Below are 19,884 nucleotides of genomic sequence, written 5' to 3'. Positions count from 1 at the left end.
AGTGAGTGACGCCCGTCAGCTGCTCGGAATGAAAGGTGCCAGTGGCACCTCCAACATTTGGAAGCTGCGCTTGCAGCTGATGAAACCAGTCACCTGGATTCCCCTGATTTGGGGAGTGGTGTGTGGTGCCGCGGCCAGCGGGAATTACGAATGGCGTCTTGACCACGTGGGCGCTGCGCTGGCCTGCATGGTGATGAGTGGCCCCCTGCTCGCCGGCTACACCCAAACCATCAATGACTTTTACGACCGCGAGATCGATGCGATCAATGAGCCGTACCGGCCGATCCCATCAGGTGCCATCAGTCTCGGCCAGGTGAAGGTTCAGATCTGGGGCCTGCTGATCGCCGGCTTAGCAGTGTCTTGGGGTTTGGATGTCTGGGCTGGACACAGCACTCCGGTGTTGTTCCTGCTCGCCCTTGGCGGCTCTTTTGTGAGCTACATCTATTCAGCTCCCCCCCTCAAGCTGAAACAGAACGGCTGGTTGGGCAATTACGCGCTCGGGGCCAGTTACATCGCTCTGCCCTGGTGGGCAGGTCAGGCCCTCTTCGGTCAACTCACCTGGGCTACGGCGCTGCTGACGCTCGCTTACAGCCTTGCTGGCTTGGGCATTGCTGTGGTCAACGACTTCAAAAGTGTGGAAGGTGATCGCGCTCTCGGGCTTCAGTCACTCCCTGTTGCATTTGGAATTGGGCCCGCAAGCTGGATCAGCGCTGGGATGATCGACCTCTTCCAACTCCTGATGGTTGCGGTTCTGATCGCAATCGGGCAGCATTTCGCAGCTGTCCTGCTGGTGTTGTTGATCGTGCCTCAGATCACTTTTCAAGACATCTGGCTGCTTCGCGATCCAGTGGAATTCGATGTGAAATATCAAGCCAGTGCCCAGCCCTTTCTGGTGCTTGGAATGCTGGTCACAGCCCTGGCGATCGGCCATAGTCCCCTGACGCAGGGAATGTGATTCGCACCCGTCGTCACTGGTTCCTGATCGCAGGCGTCGCCGTTGCGATTGGTAGTGGTGCTGCGCTCGGGCAGGCCGCCATCACGCGAGCGATTGATGCGACCTTGCCGGATGCAAGAGGAATCAATCTTTTCAACAGGCCAGGCACGATCACGCTCCTGTCGAGCAACGGCAAGGTGATCCAGAAGCTCGGACCAGCGACCCGGGAAAAGATCAAACCAGGGCAAATGCCCCAGCTGGTGATGCAATCCTTCATTGCAGCTGAAGACCGCCGCTTCTTTGACCATGACGGCGTTGATCTCTGGGGAATCGGACGGGCCGTCGTCACAAATTTGAAGCAGGGCTCTGTTCGCGAAGGAGCGAGCACGATCACCCAACAACTGGCGCGCACGGTGTTCTTGAGCCAGGACCGGACGGTCACGCGCAAACTCAAAGAAGCAGCACTGGCCTACAAGCTCGAGCGTCAACTCAGCAAGGGGCAGATCCTCGAGCAATACCTCAATTTTGTGTATCTCGGATCCAGCGCCTATGGCATCTCCGATGCGGCCTGGGTGTATTTCTCCAAGCAACCGGAGGAATTGACCCTCCCAGAAGCGGCTCTGATCGCTGGGATGCCACCCGCACCCTCGCTGTATTCCCCGCTGGTGAACCCCGAGATCGCCCTGCAAAGGCGGAGCATCGTGATCAGCCGCATGGAGCAGGAAGGATTCATCACCTCGGGCGAAGCGGAAGCAGCTCGCAACAGCCCACTGGCCCTCAAGCCAGCCATCCCGAAGTACTACAACAGCACGGCTCCCTATTTCACAACGTGGGTTGCCCAACAGCTGCCCACCTTGCTCACCCCAGAACAACTGGAGGTGGGAGGCCTCAAGATTCGCACCAGTCTCAATCTCGATTGGCAACGCAAAGCCCAAAAGGTGGTGCGTGAAATCGCACCGAATGGAACCGAGGGCGTCATCGTTTCGATCGCACCTGGAACCGGATTAGTGCGGGTGATGGTGGGGGGCAAAAACTTTTACTCCAGCCAATTCAATCGCGCTACACAAGCGCTGAGATCGCCAGGCTCCACCTTCAAACTGTTTCCCTACAGCGCGGCAATTAACGCGGGCGTTAAACCAGAAGATATTTTCTTAGATAAACCCCGCTGCTGGAACGGTTACTGCCCCAAAAACTTCGGCAAAAAATATTTTGGCAACATTTCTCTTGCCGACGCCTTAAAGAATTCACTCAACACCGTTGCGGTGCAATTGCAAGACAAGGTGGGCTTTGACCCGATCATTGCGATGGCCAACAATCTCGGGATTGGTAACAAACGCCCTCTTGGCCGTTACTACCCGATGGCGATCGGTGCCTATGAGCAAACCGTTCTGGACATGACAGCCGCCTACTCCGCTGTCACCAACCGCGGCGTGTACGTGAAACCAACCGCCTTTGAAGAGATCCGCGGGCCTGGAGGCGATGTGCTTTGGAGCCGCAGAGTGGATGGCGACCGCGGAAAGCGGGCCATGGATAGTGATGTGGCAGACACCATGAATTGGATGCTGCAGCGGGTGGTGAGCGGCGGCACTGGGATTGCAGCCAAGCTGGACGATCGCCCTGTGGCAGGAAAAACGGGAACATCAGAGGGAGGTCGCGATATCTGGTTCATCGGCTCCATTCCCCAACTCACCACCGCCGTTTGGTTTGGTCACGACAACAACGCAGAGACCAAGAGCAACAGTGGCGAATCCGCGTGGGCCTGGAAGCAATTCATGACTCAAATCAAGTCTGAATTCCCGGCGCAAAAGTTTCCAGCCAAGCCCAAAACCGTACGACCGGTTCTGCAACGACCTGGCAAAAAGAAAGCGAGCGACCCCAACAAACCGAATCCTGGTGACGGGCCCCTTCCGGATCGCGACCTATTCGGTGAAACGGATGATCCATTCAATGAGAACGCGGGCGCAGCGAAACCCGCACCCACTCCGCGCTACGTGAGCCCATCGGGCGGCCCCCCGGTGGATGAATTCTTTAGACCTTTGCCGGTGCAGTGATCGGTGCATTGATCACTGCGGTGTAGAACCCATCACCCCCATCAGGGTCAGGCCAGCGCTGCTGCTCGGACTCCAACTGAAAATCAGCATGCCCCTGGAGAAGCTTGTTGACCTGCGCGCCGTTCTCCGCCGGATGGATTGTGCAAGTCGCGTACACCAAACGTCCACCAGGAGCGAGCAAGGGCAGCATCGCCGCCAGCAATTGCGCTTGCAGCGGCAATAGCTCCTCCACCGTGGCAGGCGTCACGCGCCAACGGGCATCAGGATGCCGGGACAACGTTCCCAGCCCGGAGCAAGGAACATCAAGAAGGATGCGTTGAAAGAAACCATGCCACTCAGGCTTTTGCCCAAGGAGGTCGGCCGCATCGGCTGCGAGCGCATGGATCGAAGCGCATCCCAAGCGGGCTGCGTTGGCAGCCACTCTCTTTAAGCGACCAGCAGAGCGATCCACCGCCCAGATCTCCCCCCCATCCCCCATCAGCTCCGCCAGGTGGGTTGCCTTCCCACCTGGAGCAGCGCAAGCATCAAGAATCCGATCTCCAGGCTGAGGCGCTAACAGCGGAGCAACACCCTGAGCTGATCGATCCTGAACGCTCCAATGCCCCTGTTCAAAACCAGGCCAAAGACGCAAATCTCCTGCAGGCGCCAGCACCTGCAAGCCATCTGGGCAACCATCGATCGGCTGCGTGGGCACCCCCGCCTCAGCCAATTCAGACGCCACCACCTCAGGGGTAGAGCACAAGCGATTCACACGTAGATCCAAGGGCGGCACTTGATTGCAGGCGAACGCCACACGCTCGGCCTGGTCAGGACCAGACCAGCTCAAGAGGCTCTCAACAAACCAAACGGGAAGGGAATGGCACAACGCCAGTCGTTGGGCGGGTTGTTCGGGCAGAGACAGCGTCTCGCCGGCCTCCTTGGCGCGTAGGGCCGAGCGGAGCACCCCATTCACCACAGGAGAGAGCTTGGAGAGCCGGTGGCGCTTGGCCAGCTCCACCGTGGTGTCCACTGCGGCAGCTGCGGGGATGCGCTGCATACGCAGCACTTGATAGAGGCCGAGATGCAACAGCCAACGCAGCCGGGGCGGCTGTTTATGGGCTGGAACTTTGCCGAGACGGTCCAACCAACCATCGAGCCATTGCCGCCAGCGAATGCATCCATAGGCCAGTTCGGTGGCCAGACCGCGATCCGCTGGAGACAGGGAACTTTGGCGAATGGCCCGCTCTAAGGCGACGTCGGCATAAGCACCCGCAGCAACGGCCTCCAGCACCTCCCAGGCCAAACGACGCGCAGGTAAACCAATTTTGGCGCCGTTGACTTCGGGCTCACTCACGGGCAATGGCGAATTGATGGATCTCTAGAGCTAGCGCCTCGAGGTCCGGCCTCCAGAGAAATCGCTGCAACGGGAGCCGGCCTTCTGCATCCACAGGGATGCCCTCTGCAATCAAAAGCTGGCGCTGCATCAAATCCGACCCCTCCCGACTGAGGCACATCGAAATCCGTCCTTTGGCGTTCACAACGCGCTGCCAAGGCACGTCAGAAGGCAAGCTCAGCCTGCGCAGAGCCCATCCCACCTGACGCGCACAGCCCCAGGCCCCGATCCAGTCAGCCACCTGGCCGTAAGTGGCCAAATGACCATGCGGGATCAAGCTGACGGCATGCCAGACGCGCGCATCGAAGCCCTTATCGCTGCTGGGACGCATCAAATGTTTTGTTCCTCAGAAACTCACGACTAGGCCGCTCGTTGCGAGCCAATCTGAGTGAACTAACCATCCTTTCGACAGTTCGAGCAACTCACCTCAACGATCAGGTTTTCTTTCAGGCCTTATGACAACCCAAGACAACGGTGATTTACGAATTGATCTGTCCTTAAGTCCAGCAGACCTCAGGCTGCTGCTTGATGCCGTGAGCTACCGACTCGAGCGTTGGTCAGGCGGTGAGCCCCACGAGCAAGAAAATTTGCACACCATGCAAACTCTCTTACAAGCAGCCATCTTGGAAGCCAATTTTGGCTCCACGTGGGAACGCTGAAGGAATCAGCCCCCATCGACTTGGCAGCCCAACAGAGCACCAGCGGCACCACCAACCGGAACACCCACCCAGCGGCCGTTGCCCCGCGATAAAACAGCCCCAAGGCCAGCACCCAACAGACCTCCGATCACACTGCCTTCCAGGCAACTGTTGGTGTCTTGATTGTTCACGTAGACATCGCGATTCGCGCCCACCCAAGGATCGCGAGCTGAACCGCCATAACGCTGATTCACATACTCGGATCGTGAGTCATACACGTTTTTAGGCCGAGCCAAAGCAGGCGCGGAGGCAGAAACCAGCATCAAAGCAACAGCAAACCAGGTGCGTTTCATGGCAGAGGAAGCAACACCTCCATCTTTCTGAAACAGAGCCCAACATCGGTGACTGAACCCGCCTCACGATGCGTCTGGATGTGACCGAGAGCGGCATCCCATACCCTCAGGTACAGAGAACGATGCGCCATGCCCATCCTTCCCCGTCGTTTCGAGCGGTTGCGTGCGGTGTTGAACCAACGCATGGCGAACCTCACCGTGTTGGTTGAGCACGTGGACAAACCCCACAACCTCTCTGCGATCCTGCGCAGCTGCGATGCCGTTGGCGTGCTGGAAGCCCATGCCGTGAGCCTGAGTGGGCGCTCACGCACATACAACAGCACGGCCCAAGGCAGTCAACGCTGGGTGCCCTTGCACGGCCACCCCAACATCGAGGCAGCTGTTAAACAGCTCAAAGACAGGGGCTTTCACCTGTATGGGACTAATCTGAGCGTGGATGCGGTGGATTACCGCGACTGTGACTTCACCGGCCCTAGCGCCTTTGTTTTAGGCGCAGAGAAATGGGGACTCAGCGAAAACGCCACCAAGCTGATGGACACCGACGTGTTCATCCCGATGCGCGGGATGGTGCAGTCGCTCAACGTCTCGGTGGCCACCGCCACCCTGTTGTTTGAGGCCCTGCGTCAGCGGGAAGCGGCTGGACTTGCCCCATCCGATGGGGAAGGGATCCCAGCAGAGGACTACGACAATCTGCTGTTCGAGTGGGCCTATCCAGACGTTGCACTCTGGTGCCGCGAAAATGAACGCCCCTATCCCACGCTCAACGAAGAGGGTGAAATTCAGGGCGACTTACCGCGCACCGCCAAACTGCGCTGTTGAGCGAACGGTAATGGCAACAAGGTGCCGTTAGAACGGCATCAGCATGTCTTTTCCGGCTTTAGAGCGTGCTGCCACGGGGTGGTTGCGGCGCGCCGCGGGCAAGCGCAGGGCGAACACCAACACCAACAATTCCAACAGCAAACTGCGCCCAATAAACAGCACCACCAAGCCGAGGGTGATCGCCAGGATTTGCTCCAGCAAACCAATCACGTCGTCGGGGTTGCTGCGCCCTGCCAGCCACAAGTAGGTCATCAGGCCTAGCAAGATCAGAGTGGCCCAGAGCGTCATGCGTGAGACACCGATTGCTTTCAGTTTGCCGCGTCGCGACCCGTACTGCTCACCCAAGCCTCGAGGCCTTCACCTAAGAAGGACAAACCGAGCACCAGCACAAACATCGCCAGGCCTGGATAGAGAGCCGTCCACCAGATACCAGTAGGCACAGCGGCAAGCGCCAGATTGAGATCGCTTCCCCATTCCGGCACGGTTTCTGGCAAACCCAGGCCCAAAAAGCCCAAGCCTCCCAGCACCAACACCGCATCAGCTGCGTTCAAGGTGAGCAGCACTGGCACGGAGGTGATCACATTGCGGAACAGATAGCGCCGCAGGATCCAGATGGGACCAGCCCCGAGGGTTTTTGCAGCCTCCACGAACAACTCCGATTTCACCTGGGCTGTTTGGTTGCGCACCACCCGGAAGTACTGGGGGATGTACACCACGCACAGGGCTGCTGCGGCATTCGGAATCCCGCGACCCAGCAGAAACGCCAACACCACAGACAGCAACAACACCGGCAAGGTGTAGAGCGTGTCCATGAGCAGCACCAGCACCCGGTCGACACCGCCCCCGAGGTAGCCACTCAACATTCCAATTGGCACTCCCACCACCAAGGCAAGAACCACCGCCAGCAGCACCACTTGAAGGGCAACACCACTCCCCTGCAATGTGCGTACACACACATCGCGGCCGAGCCGGTCGGTGCCACACCAATGCTGCGGAGACGGCGCTGCATAGATCGCATTGTCTAAACCGGCATTGGGATCAGGAAGCAAGCCAACGCTGATCAGCACAGGCGTGAGCAGGGCAACGGCGATGTAGATCCCCACAATCACAAGACCCCATCGGGCCATGCGAGCCGAGAGGGTGGGGCGTGCGATGCCTAGGGGCGAAACCGCAAAACTCAAGGCAACTGGAAGAGCGGAAGGGTTTCATTCTCCCTGGTCCAGCTGCCAAAATTGCATTTAGTGAGGCATCAACGCCGGGGACCGATTTCGTGGCATCTGGGTCTAACTGGCGATCGAAACTCCTCGGAACCCTTGAAGGCCAACTCCAGCTGGCCACTTACACCGCAGTGCTGATCGGATTCACCGGGGCCACCACCACAGGGCTCTGGCTCAGCAATCGCAATCAGATCCGCAACGGGGAGGCGGAATTACAGGCCAATGCGGAGCACTTAAGCAACAACCTGGTGGCGCATGACCATCTAGGCCAAAACCATTCCGCCAACGATTGGAACCCAGCGATCCAGGCAGAGGTGCGTCAGGAGCTACGCGATCACTCCAGCGTGCGCACCACCCTCTGGATCGAGCTGGCGGATGGGCGCCTTGTGCTGCCAACGTTTGGCCATATCGCCATCCCGATGCAGATGATGCGAGCCACGATGCAGGCTCACAAGAAGGACCAGAACACCCGGCTGATCACGGTTCAAGGCCAGGATTACCTCACGCTGCTGAGCCGGTCGTATCCAACCGGGGAACGACTTTGGAGCAGCGCAAAAGCCACAGACACAGGCCGCACCCAAAACGAATTTTTGGGGTGGATGATCCTGATCGGGGTGGGATCGATGTCGCTCTCCCTGGTCACGATCACCGCGATGGTGAGACGGATCGTGAGGCCTCTGCTGCAACTCAGTGAGCGCAGCGCCGCCCTCACCGCAGACACCCTGAATCAAGATCCGATTCCAGAGATGACGGCAGCACCGAAGGAGGTGCGCCAGTTAGCAAGCACCTATGCCGAATTAATGGAACGACTCGCCCTGTCCTGGAATGATCAGCGGCGCTTTGTCAGTGCCGTGAGCCATGAGCTGCGAACGCCACTCACCATCGTTCAGGGGTATCTACACCGCACGATCAAGCGCAGCAAGGGCTTAAGCGACGACGAACGCCGTGGACTGAAAACAGCAGAAGAGGAAAGCATTCGCATGCGCATGCTGCTCGACGATCTCCTCGACCTCTCCCGCAGCGACTCCGGCCAATTGCAACTCAACCAAGAAGTCGTGGATCTTGAGCAGTTGGTGGTCAAAGTTGCTGATCTCAGCCGCAGCAATCTCAGCGATCACAGGCTTGAAGTGGTGAACACCATTCCCGAGCAGGAGACCAGTGAGGCACTCGCTGATCCTGGCCGCCTGCAACAAGTGCTCTTGGATTTAATCGATAACGCCGCCAAATACTCCGCGCAAAACTCCCTCATTACGCTGCTGCTTCAGCCTCACCCGGATGGGATTGCCATCGATGTGAAAGATGAAGGAATCGGCATTCCAGAAAGCGATCTACCGCATATTTTCAAGCGCTTTCACCGGGCTCAAAACAGCTCTGGCAGCAGCGGAACTGGGCTCGGGCTGTCTGTTGTGGCCCTACTGATGTCTGCCATGGGCGGTGAAGTTCGCGTTCAAAGCAAAGAAGGAGAAGGAAGTTGCTTCTCCGTGATCCTGCCAAAACCACCGACTACTTCAAGCGCAAAATCATGATGATCTTTTACTTAATTTTTTGCTCCTTGCTCATTCCGGTGAATTTATGGGCTGCAATCACTCCGCATTTACATAGTGATCTAAGCATGCAAATTCTGCATGCAACTTCAACCCTTGTCCTATTGCCCTTACTCGCAAGCCTCTGGATCCAGCGCAGGCATTTGAATCAGTTCACTGGCTTTGTTCTGGGTATTTTTCTGTGCGTGATGGTGGTGATTAACACCTGGATTGCCTTCATGGGCATGGGCGTGCGCAATGGCTGGATTGATCACATTTTCCTGGCCCTAGCCGCTGCAAGCGTGGAGGCCTACTTCCTGTTCATGCCAACGGCAGCCTCTGAAAAAGCTTGAATCAACAGAACGAATCGCTGCAAGATGAGTGGGTGTGACAATGCAAAGCCAGCACTGGGGTCTTACCTAGTATTGATTAAATAGGCCTCCAAAAAACTTGCCAAGCCCAACCAATCAGCATCCTCAAATTCCCACCTATCTGGTTGCCGTTTCCTCTGCTTTTTTAGTGGAGCTGTTTCACTTGGAATACAGCGGACCGTTTCTGGTTGGACATTCATTCCTGGTGGGATTGGTTGTCGGCCTGTTTGGCTGGTTGCTGGCCTGGGGGTTATGGCGGTTCTGGAGAGTGTTTCCTTATAAACGCTGGGTGAAGATCAGAATCAAGATCTATTTCAACGAATAACGAGAACAAACTTCAATCAGAACACTGCAGCAGAACGAAGACGCCCAGAGCCACCATTAACCGCCTGCTCCAAAGCAAGGTGCAGCACTTTGGATTGAGGATCTTGCCGGGCTTGAAACCCCAAACCCTCCTTGGGTAAGCCATCAATCAGAACGCGATTTTGTGCTTTTCCCCCTGGTCTGATCACACCATCAAGTCCGTAGGCAGGCCCGCAACGCATCAACACCTGGCCGCGCCAAATCGCTGAGGGCGCAGCTCCCACGCTGTAAATAATGGTTTGAGCAGACGCTCGTGAATCATTACCATCCAAGCCAATGGCGAGCACCGGCTGACGCCCGGCCATGCCGCAGGACCATTGATGGGACGGAGTGGGATCTACCGTCCAGCCAGATCCCATCGCCAACTCAGCTCGAATCAACTCCAAGGTTTGGCGTTGCTGCGCCGATTCACGCAAACGGCTCGCCATTGTGTTTCCGAGACGTAGATCAGCGCCGATCAGCTGCAGCAACACAACAAACAGCAAGCTGCCAAGGCTGAGAGAGAGCAGCAGCTCGATCAACGTGAACCCGTTCTCAGCTCGTGTTTCGGATAATCGCTTGAACATCGACTTAACTCGAAGCGACATCAGGCAGGCAATGGCTACTGCGCAGACGCCCACCATCAGATGGAAGAGGAGCCTGATAGAAGCCAATCCGGCTCACGCCTAAGGGCAAGCTCACAACTACACATCGCGCTTTGGCTAAACGACGATGGCTAAGCACCGCAATCCCGCCATCCAGAAGCAAACCGTTGGCAGTGAAGCGCAACAGCGGAGGCAAGTTCGTGCTCAACACAATTGGCCCCTGTTCAAATTCCTCCTGCAACGCCATCCCGATCCCAGGACAGGCAGGAAGAGAACCAGGAAGACTCCCCTCATCGGGATCCGTGAATCCCTCGTCATTCAGGGAAACTCCGCAAGCGATCTGCTTCCGCCGAGCAATGCTGCGGGCCCGATCCAAACCGCTCTGCAAGCGGCGCGCACTGGCATCGAGCTGAAGTTGATCCCGGTCGCCACCTCCCGTCACGATTGGAATCGACGCCAACATCCCCACCAAGCTCACCACGATCAGCTGCTCGATCAAGCTCATGCGCGCACCTCTTCCTGCTGGCAGAGGCCATAGGCCGCAGGCGACAACAGCAAACGCCTCTTCAAGGGAGGTGATGATTGCTGGACATCAACACTGAGCTCAAGCCAATGGCCAAGGCCCTGGGGATCGGCACTCCAATGAGTGCTCACTTCAGATCCAAGCGGCAATCGCTCAACAACAGCTGCATTTAAGGCTTCAGGGTTAAACCTGCAATCAGGCGAACTGGAATCGATCACGACAGACGCTGCCGCATCCGACTGAAGCCATCGGTCAGTCGCGATCCGTGCCGTCTCCAGCTGAAGAGCGAGCTCATCCAACTGGGTACTTCTTTGAACTTCAGTGGCAGCCTGATTCCACACTCCGAGGGCGGCACTGCTGCTTGAGGCCAACACAACAGACGACACCACCACTTCAAGCAAGCTCATCACTCAGCCTCCAGCTGAGGAACGCGAGCCTGCAGCTGCACCTCACTGATGCCAAGAACGGAAACTGCAGAAGGATCAAGCGCAAGACGGAAGCTGCCGGTTCGCCCATCCGCCAATTGCAGTGTCAACTGACCGCTGTGGTTCATTGGCTGCCAATCGAGCAACGTCCAGGGCATCTCTCCCACCACACCACCGCTCAGCTGGGATGGATCAGAGCCTGTGCAAGCTTGAGCAAGACCAGACCATTCCAGCGAAGACCACCGCAGCAAACAGGCTTCTTCTCCAATAGCAGCGGATGAAAATGCCTGGGCCGCAGAGCGCAGCTGATCAGCGACCTGCCCACGCTGATGAGTGGCATGGATCCGCAATCGCTTCTGCAGGCTGAGCGTATGAAGCGAAGCACTCCCCAACAGCAACACCGCTGAAGCAGTAAGCGCCAAGGGCAACACGAATCCAGCCTCGGATCGAAGTCGGGAGACCATCAAACAACTCAAAGGGATAAACGCAACTGGGCAAAGCGTTCCCCGGCGAAGAGAAGATCAGCGCCACTAGAGGAAGAAACGGCCCTAAGAAACCTCTCAGGAAGATCTAGCCCTTTTCTTATCTACGCACCAATCAATCAAGAGATAGTGGATTCATGAGCACAAAGGTGCCATTTCAAAATTCATTCACTGAACATCATGAGCACACTTAACAGCCGTCTTCAATTTTCAGTCCTTAACCGCAAGAAAGGCCAAAACCTTCTCGAAAAAGGTTTCACACTTGTGGAGCTGATGATTGTAATCGTTGTTGTCGGTGTACTGTCGGCAGTAGCGCTTCCTAACTTCCTAGGCGTAAAAGACAAAGCTCAAGCCGGCGCACAAGTCGGAGAATTTGTAGGTTTAGCAAAAGAATGCTCTACTGCAATTATTATTGAGGGTCCATATCCCAATGATTATCCAGCGGAGAGCATCGAAGGAATCTCAAGAGATTGCAACAATGCTGGAGACACGTCAACAGCACCAACTTCGGACGTGATATTTACAAGCACCATTGAAGAGGGGTCAACCGCAAAGGCAAAATGCGGGCCAAAAATAGAATTTGGGGCGGGAGAGACCTGCCTGATTACGGTTAAGTCGGAGAATGGCGCAATTGAATTCACCCAACCAACAGGAGATGAATAATAAAAAGACAAAAACTAGGCAGCTAAAATGCTGCCTTTACAAAAGAGCGGCCATGAACCAATAGCCAACAAGTAAAATATTCACAACTAGACCAAAAAACCATTCAGAGCGATTGAACTGAACGAATCATGCAGAAAGTCTGAATAATATCTAAGCAAATCAAGCCAAACAACCAAGTCAAATCACATCGGGAAGTCCAAGGAGTCTCATGATCAGAAAATTCCCCTCTCCGAATACATACAGACCTAAAAATGGGTTCAGCCTTGTTGAAATAGCAATCTCTACAGCAATCATTGGCACACTAAGCTCAATTGCTTATCCCAGTTACACAAATGCAAACAACAGCGCAAAGCTTGCAGATGCCAAAGCCAAAATGCTAGTAATCCCAGCAATCATTGGCCAGCACATTGATGAAACGGGAGAAGCACCTACAACTTGGGACGAGTTATCAAGTATTGCAGCGGTAATGACAAGCAATGGTCCAGCAACAGGCGATCTCAACACACCTATCACTCTTCCAAACTCAATCTACGATCTGTCAATCACAGGGCCTACTGAATCCGTCTACACAATGACAGCTACACGAGTAAGTGATAGAGAGAAAGAAGAAGAAAATGCAGACGAAACAAAATATACATATGCGATTAAATCTTGCTTCAACATTAGCAATGGCGCTAGCGACCTAAGAAGTGGAAACCTCTCAGAAATTGAAAACACAATCAATTGCGGCTAAGTCATGCAGAAACACACCTTTCCCAGTAAAAACAAAAGATCCACTAAGCTAACTACCGCGAAAAGCGAAGAAGGAATGACGATGGTCATTGCCTTGCTCATGGGAACGGTTCTGCTGGCTGGAACCACAGGATTGATGGTTCGCCAGATCATGGCCCGCAAGCTTGGAGCATCAGAGAGTTATCAACAGATGGCTGAATCTGCTGCGCTCAACGGCCTCAATCGAATCATCAGCGACATCAACCGCGATGACCGTAACAACTACACAGGATTTCTACTTTCACTGAATAACAGTGAAGGACAGTGGGGCTGGGCGAAACCCAATACAGACGATTATGAATTGGTGGAGCTGTGCACACCAGTCACCAATTACACCCAAGCCTATCCAGCACAAACAATTTCGGAAGCGCCGAGCGTGCTGATCAGCAATGGCAACATGCGCAATGACGGGGGGAATAACGAAGTCAAAGTGGCCTACAGGCTACGTAGTTACAACACCACGGCAACAGCAGGCAATGGTGAAGGCACTTTTTACATTGAAGGAATCGTCAGCCGTGGAGAAACAGTCATGGCAAGAGCCTTGCTACGCCGTTCTCTCTATGTGAGCTCAAAAGTTGCCGGCGCTGGAGACTGGAGTGTGATGAGCGGCCACAATCTCCGATTAAACGACACTGAGATTAATGGACCTGGCAACATCTTTTATTTAACGAATACACCTAGCAATTACCTCGCAACCCAATATGCCAGTGGATGCGGCGATTCAGCGCTACTCGCTGATGTGAGCTCCAGCAACACAGCATTGGCAGGCAAAAGCCTCGATAACCAGATATGGCCGATCAATATCGATACGACAAGAAGAGGCGTCAGTGGGATGCCACCATCCAACCTCTTTGAAAAAAATCGTGTAAACGACACCACAAGAGGCAGTGGTGGCAACACGATCAGGATGTGGAGTTTTGATGACAGCGCACCAACGCAAGGAGATCAGGATGGAGATGGTGCGATTGACCTCAAAGCAGATGGCACCCCAATTTTGTATCCAGCACTTCCCTGCGGTGAAGCAGTCTGCGTGCGCGATGCCGATGAAACCGAAACGGGTGACTATGGCATCACAACAGATACCGGAGACTTTCGAACCGCAGCACGTGAAGGGATCAACATCAATCAAGAAGACTCAACCATCACCCTGAAGACGGATATCCTCTGCAGCCAATCCAATCAATTTGATTGTCATGTCTATCTTGACCATATCAACTTGAGCAACAAAAAGCTTCTAATTGAAACAACGGATACGAGATCAATCGTTCTGCATTTAGATCAACCCGTTGCCTATCCAAATGATCCAAAATTTTCACGCGCAATCACACTCTCAGGTTCAGCAAAAATTTGTGGAGTAAACCCCGGAAGTACAACTTGCAATGGCAAGCCTGAGCAGCTCGTGATCATGGCCAGCGGTGGATCAGCACCTGTAGATGCCTGCAACACAAAAGTGCGGTCATTGAGTTTCAAAGATGACAACCTTCCCTATGCGCTGCTCTATCTGCCAACGGGAACCATTCGCCCCAACAATGCAACCCTCAGCGGTCTGGCATGGGCCAGCAGTATCTGCGTTGAGGATGAAAACAACAATCCCTCATCCTTCACCTTAAACACATCGCAAAGCGGGATTCCCGTTGTTCAAAGAGCGAATGACAATTGGGGATGGCTCAGCCGCTTTAACTATCCGGGTTATGGCCGCATGGTCACAAGAGCGATTCGAGGCACAAGTCTCGACACCTTTGAGCGCTGGTAACAACCGAAGCCTGCAAATGCGGGCTCAGTCAACACTCAGCAAGCTCAAGCAACAGTTTAAGGCTGAACTTTGAGACGCCTCAGTTCAAGAAGACAAACAAAATTTAGACTTCATCTAAAGATCAAAGGAGGAGATTACAAGCATCAATTTTCCTCCATCAGCGAATCGAGCCAACCTCAATGAGCTCATCTCAATGAAACATCCATTCATCCCACATCGATCAAATCAGAAAAGGCCGAAAGGTGCATCTGGTTTCACCATGATCGAAACCTTGATTGCAGGCCTAATCGTGGCTGCCGTCATGACAGCGGTAGGTCGTCTGGGGATCAGCGCAATGGCCACAAGCCGAAACCAATCCTCGCGCGCAAGTATCGAAGCCGCGATCAATGATCATATCCAGTTGGTTCAAATGCAAGATTCCTACCTAACAGCTGATGCAATCGAAGCAGAAACAGGTCTAAATACAAATCTTGCCACGGCATGCGCAGAGCCAAGCACATTTCTAATGAATCATCTGCAAAGAGCGGATGTCGCTGGAACTAAACCAAACCCTGCCGTATCAATGAATTGGGATAACACTGATCCATACCTATTGGTATTGACCTACAAATTCAAAGCACCCGAATCAAACATCGAAGATCCCGAATCAACTATCGGAGACGAACAACGGATGATCGAAGTTAATCCAAACTTTTCTTCTCAATGCTACACCCTCTCATGAAAAACAAAAAAGATGGATTCACCTTGATTGAGATGGTGGTGACCGTATCGCTACTCTCGATCGCCACAGCAGCAACGGTGCCAATGATTACCAGAAATCGATGGCAAGGGGATGTCAATACATACGCCTATAAGCTGGAATCAGGATTATTGGATCTAAAGGCAAAGCTTGGCAAGCAAAAAACCAGCTGCCTCATAGAATTTCCGACCGCCTATTCCTTCCAAACACCAGACAATCTTGTTGAGTTTAGTCAAGGCAGTAGCGGGAATACAACAACCATGCAATGCTGCAATTCTGAAATCAGTCAGCTTGCCAATGATCCTGACTGCAGCACTGGTGCGCCTGGCTATTCACTCAGCACACTCACGGGCAGAGAACAAGACAATCTCCGAATTGTGCAATACGAATCAACCCCAACCTCCAAGGCAGTTCGTGTTGCAGTTAGCACAACGAAGTTTGGATTCACACCACCAGGCACAACACTGAATTCAGATCAAATATCATTTCTAATCTGCCATGAGCGATCCCTGTCAGAGGATGATTCCACAACTTGCCTGCCAGGAAGCAACAAACTAGCCATTCGTTGTGTACAAATTGATGGAGCGGGAGAAGTCTCCAATGGACTCTGGAAGCTCGAGGAGCCAACATCAGCGATCAGCAGTGGCTCATGCCAAACAACGTAATCGCACGATTCAGACCATTCTCAGAAATCCTTCACCCCACATTTCGCCAATTAAGCTCATCAATGTGACACATTGGTCCTATGCAACGATCATCAGAGAAGAAACGATGATGAACCTTACCCCGCAGAAATCAACAACAAAAAGCCCCCCTAAAAATGGCTTCACCGCCCCTGAGCTTTTGATAGGGATCGTAGCTGGAACATTAATTATCGGCGCAGCATCCGCAGGATTACGGACCACTCAAACCCTTATCTCTGAATCCCATGGGAAAGCAACATTAAGGCAAAACACAACGAATGGCCTACGCCTAATGCGCTCAGAAGTTGAACGAAGCATGAATTTGCTAATCAACCGCACAGAAGGTGTGCAAGAAGGAGAAGAAGATACCGACCTCAATCAATACACAGATATCATTAGCTATTGCCAAGGCTTGCCTCAAGCCGGTGGTTTCAATCCCGTCTTTGGAATCAACATGGTGGAGCTCGATGATCCTGTCATCTATGGGGTTGGACTAAGTGGAGACGGACGTGGCTATGCCCTGCTTCGCTGCGGCTCTCCCCTCAACATGGATGGAACCTACACATCAGCTGAAAATACAGATACAGACAATGAACAATATGAATCCGGCGTCTTTATCAGCAGAGTCCTTGATGATATTGGCACGATCCCATGCAAGGTGAGCGATCTTGCTGAAAACGAGGAATGCCCAGACAGTGCACCATTAAGTACTATTTTAAGTAACACAAGCTTTGCCTTTACGGGGAGTAAATCTCCAGCACGCACAGCACAACAACCTGCATTGAGAATTCAGACAGATATCAATACCAAACTTGTGAAGTTCATCGATCCCTATGAACTTGACGATTCAAAAGATGATCCCTATCAAATCTCTGCAAGTTACCTGGAAAGCAGCAACGGCGTAAAAAGTCAGGCCAAGCAAGATCTCTATTTTTCAGCGTTTGCCCGTGCCGACAAACGCGTTCGGTTTGGCTATGGCGCCACCGATGGTGGCGAAGGGAATGGATATGCCGGTGGAGCGTTCTTCCAAAACATTACCAGCAGCAATTTGCGTTTTATCCTTGATGGATCAGGCTCCATGAGTGCTTGCGTTGCCTGGAGTGGAGAATACGGCAATACACGCCGGCGCTTCTACGATCCAAATCGTGGCTATTACCGTACTTCCCAGATTTGCAGCTTCACCCGTATGGAAGCACTGCAACATGAAATGATCGACATCATCAGTAATCTCCCTGATTACACCAAAATTGGTCTGGCATCTTTTAGTACAAATGGAAAACGCAACAACAAAACCTGGGAAGAGAGTCGTAACAATCTTGTAGAGCTAGGTCCTAGTAATTCAGAAGCACGTCAATCAGCGATCAGATTTGTGAATAGCCTCAGCAGTAGCGATCCCACGTACTGGGGAGGGACGATGCCCTGGAACACCCTGGATGATGCCTTTGGCGACAATCTCACAGACACGATCTATTTCTTATCTGATGGAAAACCCAACAAAGACCGAAGTGGTTCTACCTGGAGAAGCGATGACTACGACAACGTTGCTGACCACTACGCAGGTCTCAATGCAGAGCGGGTAGACGATGGGGCCGTATCAATCAAACTCAACTCAACCAGTGTTGGTCTAGATTCCGAGTGGATGCAGATCCTCTCAAGTAGAACCTCAGGGGAATATATCAAGGTTGATGATGTCTAGAGCTATAAATCCCCCTAAAAGGATAAGACTTTATTACTTTGCTACTTATGGGGTCTGATTTAATTTCAACACGGCCATGAAGGCCTCCTGAGGCACATCGACCTTGCCCATCGCCTTCATCCGCTTCTTACCTTTCGCCTGTTTCTTCAGTAGTTTCTTCTTCCGTGAGATATCACCGCCATAACACTTCGCAAGCACATCTTTGCGAATCGCACTGATGCTCGTACTGGCAATAATCCGGCTACCGATCGAAGCTTGCAATGGAATCTTAAATTGCTGGCGAGGAATCAATTCCTTGAGCTTTTCAACTAAGCCCTTGCCCACGTTGTAGGCCTTATCACGGTGCACGATCGTGGTAAGGGGATCAGCTCGTTCCGCATTGATCAACACATCCAGGCGCACAAGCTCGTTCCTGCGATACCCAATCAAGTGGTACTCCATTGAGGCATAGCCCTGAGTACGCGTCTTCATTTGATCGAAGAAATCTGTCACTACTTCCGCCAAGGGCAATTCGTAGATCAAAGTCACCCGTTCTTTGGTGATGTATTTCATATCGAGATACTCACCCCTGCGCTCCTGGCATAGACCCATCAACGCCCCATTGAATTCATTCGGCGCATAGATCTCCATGCGCACATAGGGCTCTTCAATCGATTCACGCTGCTGTGGATCCGGAAGTGTGGCCGGATTATCCACCAAGATTTGCTCACCATTGGTGAGATTTACGGTGTAAATCACCGATGGAGCGGTAACAATCAGATCCAGGTTGTATTCACGCTCCAAGCGCTCCTGCACAATCTCCATGTGCAACAAACCAAGGAATCCGCAACGGAATCCAAAGCCCATCGCACTGCTGGTTTCAGGTTCAAATTTCAGCGCTGCATCAGAGAGCTGCAATTTGTGCAGCGCTTCTCGTAAATCCGGGTATTGATCGGCTTCCGTCGGGAACAAGCCGCAAAACACCATCGGCTTGGCTTCCGCATAACCAGGCAGCGGTGCATCGGCCGGCTCATTCACCAAGGTGATCGTGTCACCCACCCGTGCATCAGCCACGGCCTTGATCGATGCCGCGAGATAGCCCACCTCTCCGGCGTGAAGCTCATCCACCTTTTGCTCATCCGGAGCCATGATCCCGACTTCATCGAGTTCATAGGTTTTGTTGCTCGCCATGAGCAACACCTTGTCCTTACGACTAATGCTCCCGCTCATCACGCGGAAGTACACAATCACACCGCGATAAGGGTCGTAATAGGAATCAAAGATCAGCGCTTGGGTGGGCTCTTTCACCTTGTCGGCAGGTGGTGGCACCCGATCCACAACCGTTTGCAGGATTTCTGGAACGCCCATGCCTGTTTTGGCCGAGCAGGGAATCGCATTCGAGCAATCCAGGCCAATGATCGCCTCGATCTCCTCCTTGATCCGATCCGGGTCCGCACCCGGCAGATCGATCTTGTTGAGCACTGGAATGATCTCGAGATCGTTCTCCAACGCCATATAAACGTTGGCAAGGGTCTGAGCTTCCACGCCCTGGCTTGCATCCACCACAAGCAAGGCCCCTTCACAAGCCTGAAGGCTGCGGCTCACCTCGTAGGAGAAGTCCACATGGCCTGGGGTGTCGATGAGGTTGAGCACATACTCCTCACCATCCGCCGCTTTGTAATTCATGCGGGCGGCTTGGAGCTTGATCGTGATCCCCCGCTCCCGTTCCAGCTCCATGTTGTCGAGGAACTGCTCTTGCATGTCCCGATTGGCCACCGTGCCGGTGTCTTGCAGCAACCGGTCAGCCAACGTCGACTTGCCGTGGTCGATATGGGCAATGATGCAGAAGTTGCGAATCCTTTTGACGGGAGCGTCGGTCATGCGGTTGGCGAAATCCCGGCTCGGGCTTCTGAAGAAGGCTGTGACCTAATCCTAAGGAGCCGCC

At 53.6% G+C, this 19,884-nt stretch carries 24 protein-coding genes; 13 read left to right on the top strand and 11 right to left on the bottom strand.

The genetic code is table 11. The features are described 5' to 3' along the window. Position 1 precedes the first annotated feature (1 nt). Both chlG and SynMVIR181_RS03455 read left to right on the top strand, forming a co-directional pair. Complete coding sequence (gene chlG / locus SynMVIR181_RS03460; protein WP_186589999.1) at positions 2 to 955, top strand: chlorophyll synthase ChlG; 954 nt, start codon at positions 2 to 4, stop codon at positions 953 to 955. Continuing rightward, positions 952 to 2,985 carry a transglycosylase domain-containing protein gene (locus SynMVIR181_RS03455; protein WP_186589998.1) on the top strand — a complete coding sequence of 678 codons (2,034 nt, stop codon included), beginning with the start codon at positions 952 to 954 and terminating at the stop codon, positions 2,983 to 2,985. The genes chlG and SynMVIR181_RS03455 overlap by 4 nt, the downstream gene beginning before the upstream one ends. On the opposite strand, the gene SynMVIR181_RS03450 is transcribed toward SynMVIR181_RS03455, so the two are convergent. Together SynMVIR181_RS03450 and SynMVIR181_RS03445 are read right to left on the bottom strand one after the other, a co-directional pair. Continuing rightward, on the bottom strand, positions 2,963 to 4,318 hold the full coding sequence (locus tag SynMVIR181_RS03450; RefSeq protein ID WP_255444405.1) for a 16S rRNA (cytosine(967)-C(5))-methyltransferase: 1,356 nt from the start codon (positions 4,316 to 4,318) through the stop codon (positions 2,963 to 2,965). The genes SynMVIR181_RS03455 and SynMVIR181_RS03450 overlap by 23 nt on opposite strands. Beyond that, positions 4,311 to 4,688, bottom strand: coding sequence for an MGMT family protein (locus tag SynMVIR181_RS03445; protein ID WP_186589996.1), 378 nt, complete (start codon positions 4,686 to 4,688; stop codon positions 4,311 to 4,313). The genes SynMVIR181_RS03450 and SynMVIR181_RS03445 overlap by 8 nt, the downstream gene beginning before the upstream one ends. 124 nt (positions 4,689 to 4,812) lie before the next feature. Between SynMVIR181_RS03445 and SynMVIR181_RS03440 the strand changes: the two genes are divergently transcribed. Beyond that, positions 4,813 to 5,016 carry a hypothetical protein gene (locus SynMVIR181_RS03440; protein ID WP_186589995.1) on the top strand — a complete coding sequence of 68 codons (204 nt, stop codon included), beginning with the start codon at positions 4,813 to 4,815 and terminating at the stop codon, positions 5,014 to 5,016. A gap of 5 nt (positions 5,017 to 5,021) precedes the next feature. Here SynMVIR181_RS03440 and SynMVIR181_RS03435 read toward each other — a convergent pair whose 3' ends face one another. Then, positions 5,022 to 5,348, bottom strand: a complete 327-nt coding sequence (locus SynMVIR181_RS03435; RefSeq protein WP_186589994.1) for a glycine zipper 2TM domain-containing protein — start codon at positions 5,346 to 5,348, stop codon at positions 5,022 to 5,024. Beyond that, positions 5,345 to 5,479, bottom strand: a complete 135-nt coding sequence (locus SynMVIR181_RS13210) for a hypothetical protein (RefSeq protein WP_255444404.1) — start codon at positions 5,477 to 5,479, stop codon at positions 5,345 to 5,347. Before SynMVIR181_RS13210 ends, SynMVIR181_RS03435 begins: the two co-directional genes overlap by 4 nt. Here SynMVIR181_RS13210 and trmH point away from each other — a divergent pair. After that, the gene (gene trmH / locus SynMVIR181_RS03430; protein WP_186589993.1) at positions 5,478 to 6,167 is read left to right on the top strand and encodes a tRNA (guanosine(18)-2'-O)-methyltransferase TrmH; all 690 of its coding nucleotides are present in this window, start codon (positions 5,478 to 5,480) and stop codon (positions 6,165 to 6,167) included. The genes SynMVIR181_RS13210 and trmH overlap by 2 nt on opposite strands. Before the next feature lie 27 nt (positions 6,168 to 6,194). Here trmH and SynMVIR181_RS03425 read toward each other — a convergent pair whose 3' ends face one another. Together SynMVIR181_RS03425 and SynMVIR181_RS03420 are read right to left on the bottom strand one after the other, a co-directional pair. Beyond that, positions 6,195 to 6,455, bottom strand: a complete 261-nt coding sequence (locus SynMVIR181_RS03425; protein WP_186589992.1) for a hypothetical protein — start codon at positions 6,453 to 6,455, stop codon at positions 6,195 to 6,197. A 20-nt stretch (positions 6,456 to 6,475) separates the two neighbouring features. Beyond that, a complete protein-coding gene (locus tag SynMVIR181_RS03420) occupies positions 6,476 to 7,294 on the bottom strand; it encodes an ABC transporter permease (RefSeq protein WP_222929432.1) in 819 nt (272 codons plus the stop codon). A gap of 143 nt (positions 7,295 to 7,437) precedes the next feature. On the opposite strand from SynMVIR181_RS03420, the gene SynMVIR181_RS03415 reads away from it, so the two are divergent. The 3 genes from SynMVIR181_RS03415 to SynMVIR181_RS03405 all read left to right on the top strand — a co-directional run bounded on the left by SynMVIR181_RS03415 (position 7,438) and on the right by SynMVIR181_RS03405 (position 9,603). Next, a complete protein-coding gene (locus tag SynMVIR181_RS03415; RefSeq protein ID WP_186589990.1) occupies positions 7,438 to 8,910 on the top strand; it encodes a sensor histidine kinase KdpD in 1,473 nt (490 codons plus the stop codon). A gap of 86 nt (positions 8,911 to 8,996) precedes the next feature. Beyond that, positions 8,997 to 9,260 (top strand): hypothetical protein, encoded by a 264-nt coding sequence (locus tag SynMVIR181_RS03410; RefSeq protein WP_255444403.1) that lies wholly within the window; start codon positions 8,997 to 8,999, stop codon positions 9,258 to 9,260. A gap of 97 nt (positions 9,261 to 9,357) precedes the next feature. Further along, positions 9,358 to 9,603, top strand: a complete 246-nt coding sequence (locus tag SynMVIR181_RS03405) for a hypothetical protein (RefSeq protein WP_186589989.1) — start codon at positions 9,358 to 9,360, stop codon at positions 9,601 to 9,603. A gap of 16 nt (positions 9,604 to 9,619) precedes the next feature. On the opposite strand, the gene SynMVIR181_RS03400 is transcribed toward SynMVIR181_RS03405, so the two are convergent. The 4 genes from SynMVIR181_RS03400 to SynMVIR181_RS03385 are packed head-to-tail and all read right to left on the bottom strand — an operon-like array spanning position 9,620 to position 11,637. After that, a complete protein-coding gene (locus tag SynMVIR181_RS03400; RefSeq protein ID WP_255444402.1) occupies positions 9,620 to 10,228 on the bottom strand; it encodes a prepilin-type N-terminal cleavage/methylation domain-containing protein in 609 nt (202 codons plus the stop codon). Further along, positions 10,212 to 10,730: a GspH/FimT family protein gene (locus SynMVIR181_RS03395; RefSeq protein ID WP_186589988.1), complete on the bottom strand. Its 519-nt coding sequence runs from the start codon at positions 10,728 to 10,730 to the stop codon at positions 10,212 to 10,214. The genes SynMVIR181_RS03400 and SynMVIR181_RS03395 overlap by 17 nt, the downstream gene beginning before the upstream one ends. Beyond that, positions 10,727 to 11,155: a hypothetical protein gene (locus SynMVIR181_RS03390; RefSeq protein ID WP_186589987.1), complete on the bottom strand. Its 429-nt coding sequence runs from the start codon at positions 11,153 to 11,155 to the stop codon at positions 10,727 to 10,729. The genes SynMVIR181_RS03395 and SynMVIR181_RS03390 overlap by 4 nt, the downstream gene beginning before the upstream one ends. Further along, a complete protein-coding gene (locus SynMVIR181_RS03385; protein WP_186589986.1) occupies positions 11,155 to 11,637 on the bottom strand; it encodes a hypothetical protein in 483 nt (160 codons plus the stop codon). Before SynMVIR181_RS03385 ends, SynMVIR181_RS03390 begins: the two co-directional genes overlap by 1 nt. A 198-nt stretch (positions 11,638 to 11,835) precedes the next feature. Here SynMVIR181_RS03385 and SynMVIR181_RS13205 point away from each other — a divergent pair, with 198 nt between their 5' ends. The 6 genes from SynMVIR181_RS13205 to SynMVIR181_RS03355 all read left to right on the top strand — a co-directional run bounded on the left by SynMVIR181_RS13205 (position 11,836) and on the right by SynMVIR181_RS03355 (position 17,960). Beyond that, positions 11,836 to 12,318, top strand: coding sequence for a Tfp pilus assembly protein FimT/FimU (locus SynMVIR181_RS13205; RefSeq protein WP_255444400.1), 483 nt, complete (start codon positions 11,836 to 11,838; stop codon positions 12,316 to 12,318). Between the two features lie 208 nt (positions 12,319 to 12,526). Then, positions 12,527 to 13,051, top strand: a complete 525-nt coding sequence (locus SynMVIR181_RS03375; protein ID WP_186589985.1) for a type IV pilin protein — start codon at positions 12,527 to 12,529, stop codon at positions 13,049 to 13,051. A 75-nt stretch (positions 13,052 to 13,126) separates the two neighbouring features. After that, the gene (locus SynMVIR181_RS03370; RefSeq protein WP_186589984.1) at positions 13,127 to 14,842 is read left to right on the top strand and encodes a hypothetical protein; all 1,716 of its coding nucleotides are present in this window, start codon (positions 13,127 to 13,129) and stop codon (positions 14,840 to 14,842) included. A gap of 259 nt (positions 14,843 to 15,101) precedes the next feature. After that, positions 15,102 to 15,563 (top strand): hypothetical protein, encoded by a 462-nt coding sequence (locus tag SynMVIR181_RS03365; RefSeq protein WP_186589983.1) that lies wholly within the window; start codon positions 15,102 to 15,104, stop codon positions 15,561 to 15,563. Continuing rightward, positions 15,560 to 16,246 carry a Tfp pilus assembly protein FimT/FimU gene (locus SynMVIR181_RS03360; RefSeq protein WP_186589982.1) on the top strand — a complete coding sequence of 229 codons (687 nt, stop codon included), beginning with the start codon at positions 15,560 to 15,562 and terminating at the stop codon, positions 16,244 to 16,246. The genes SynMVIR181_RS03365 and SynMVIR181_RS03360 overlap by 4 nt, the downstream gene beginning before the upstream one ends. Further along, a complete protein-coding gene (locus tag SynMVIR181_RS03355; RefSeq protein WP_255444399.1) occupies positions 16,224 to 17,960 on the top strand; it encodes a VWA domain-containing protein in 1,737 nt (578 codons plus the stop codon). The genes SynMVIR181_RS03360 and SynMVIR181_RS03355 overlap by 23 nt, the downstream gene beginning before the upstream one ends. A gap of 45 nt (positions 17,961 to 18,005) precedes the next feature. Here the strand turns inward: SynMVIR181_RS03355 and lepA are convergent, their stop codons facing one another. Next, the gene (gene lepA, locus SynMVIR181_RS03350; RefSeq protein ID WP_186589981.1) at positions 18,006 to 19,820 is read right to left on the bottom strand and encodes a translation elongation factor 4; all 1,815 of its coding nucleotides are present in this window, start codon (positions 19,818 to 19,820) and stop codon (positions 18,006 to 18,008) included. Positions 19,821 to 19,884: the final 64 nt, after the last annotated feature.

Origin of the sequence: Synechococcus sp. MVIR-18-1 (assembly GCF_014279835.1) — a bacterium.
Classification (GTDB): Bacteria; Cyanobacteriota; Cyanobacteriia; order PCC-6307; family Cyanobiaceae; genus Synechococcus_C.
Note: the sequence above shows the minus strand (reverse complement) of the source record. Positions and strands in the feature narration are given on the sequence as shown.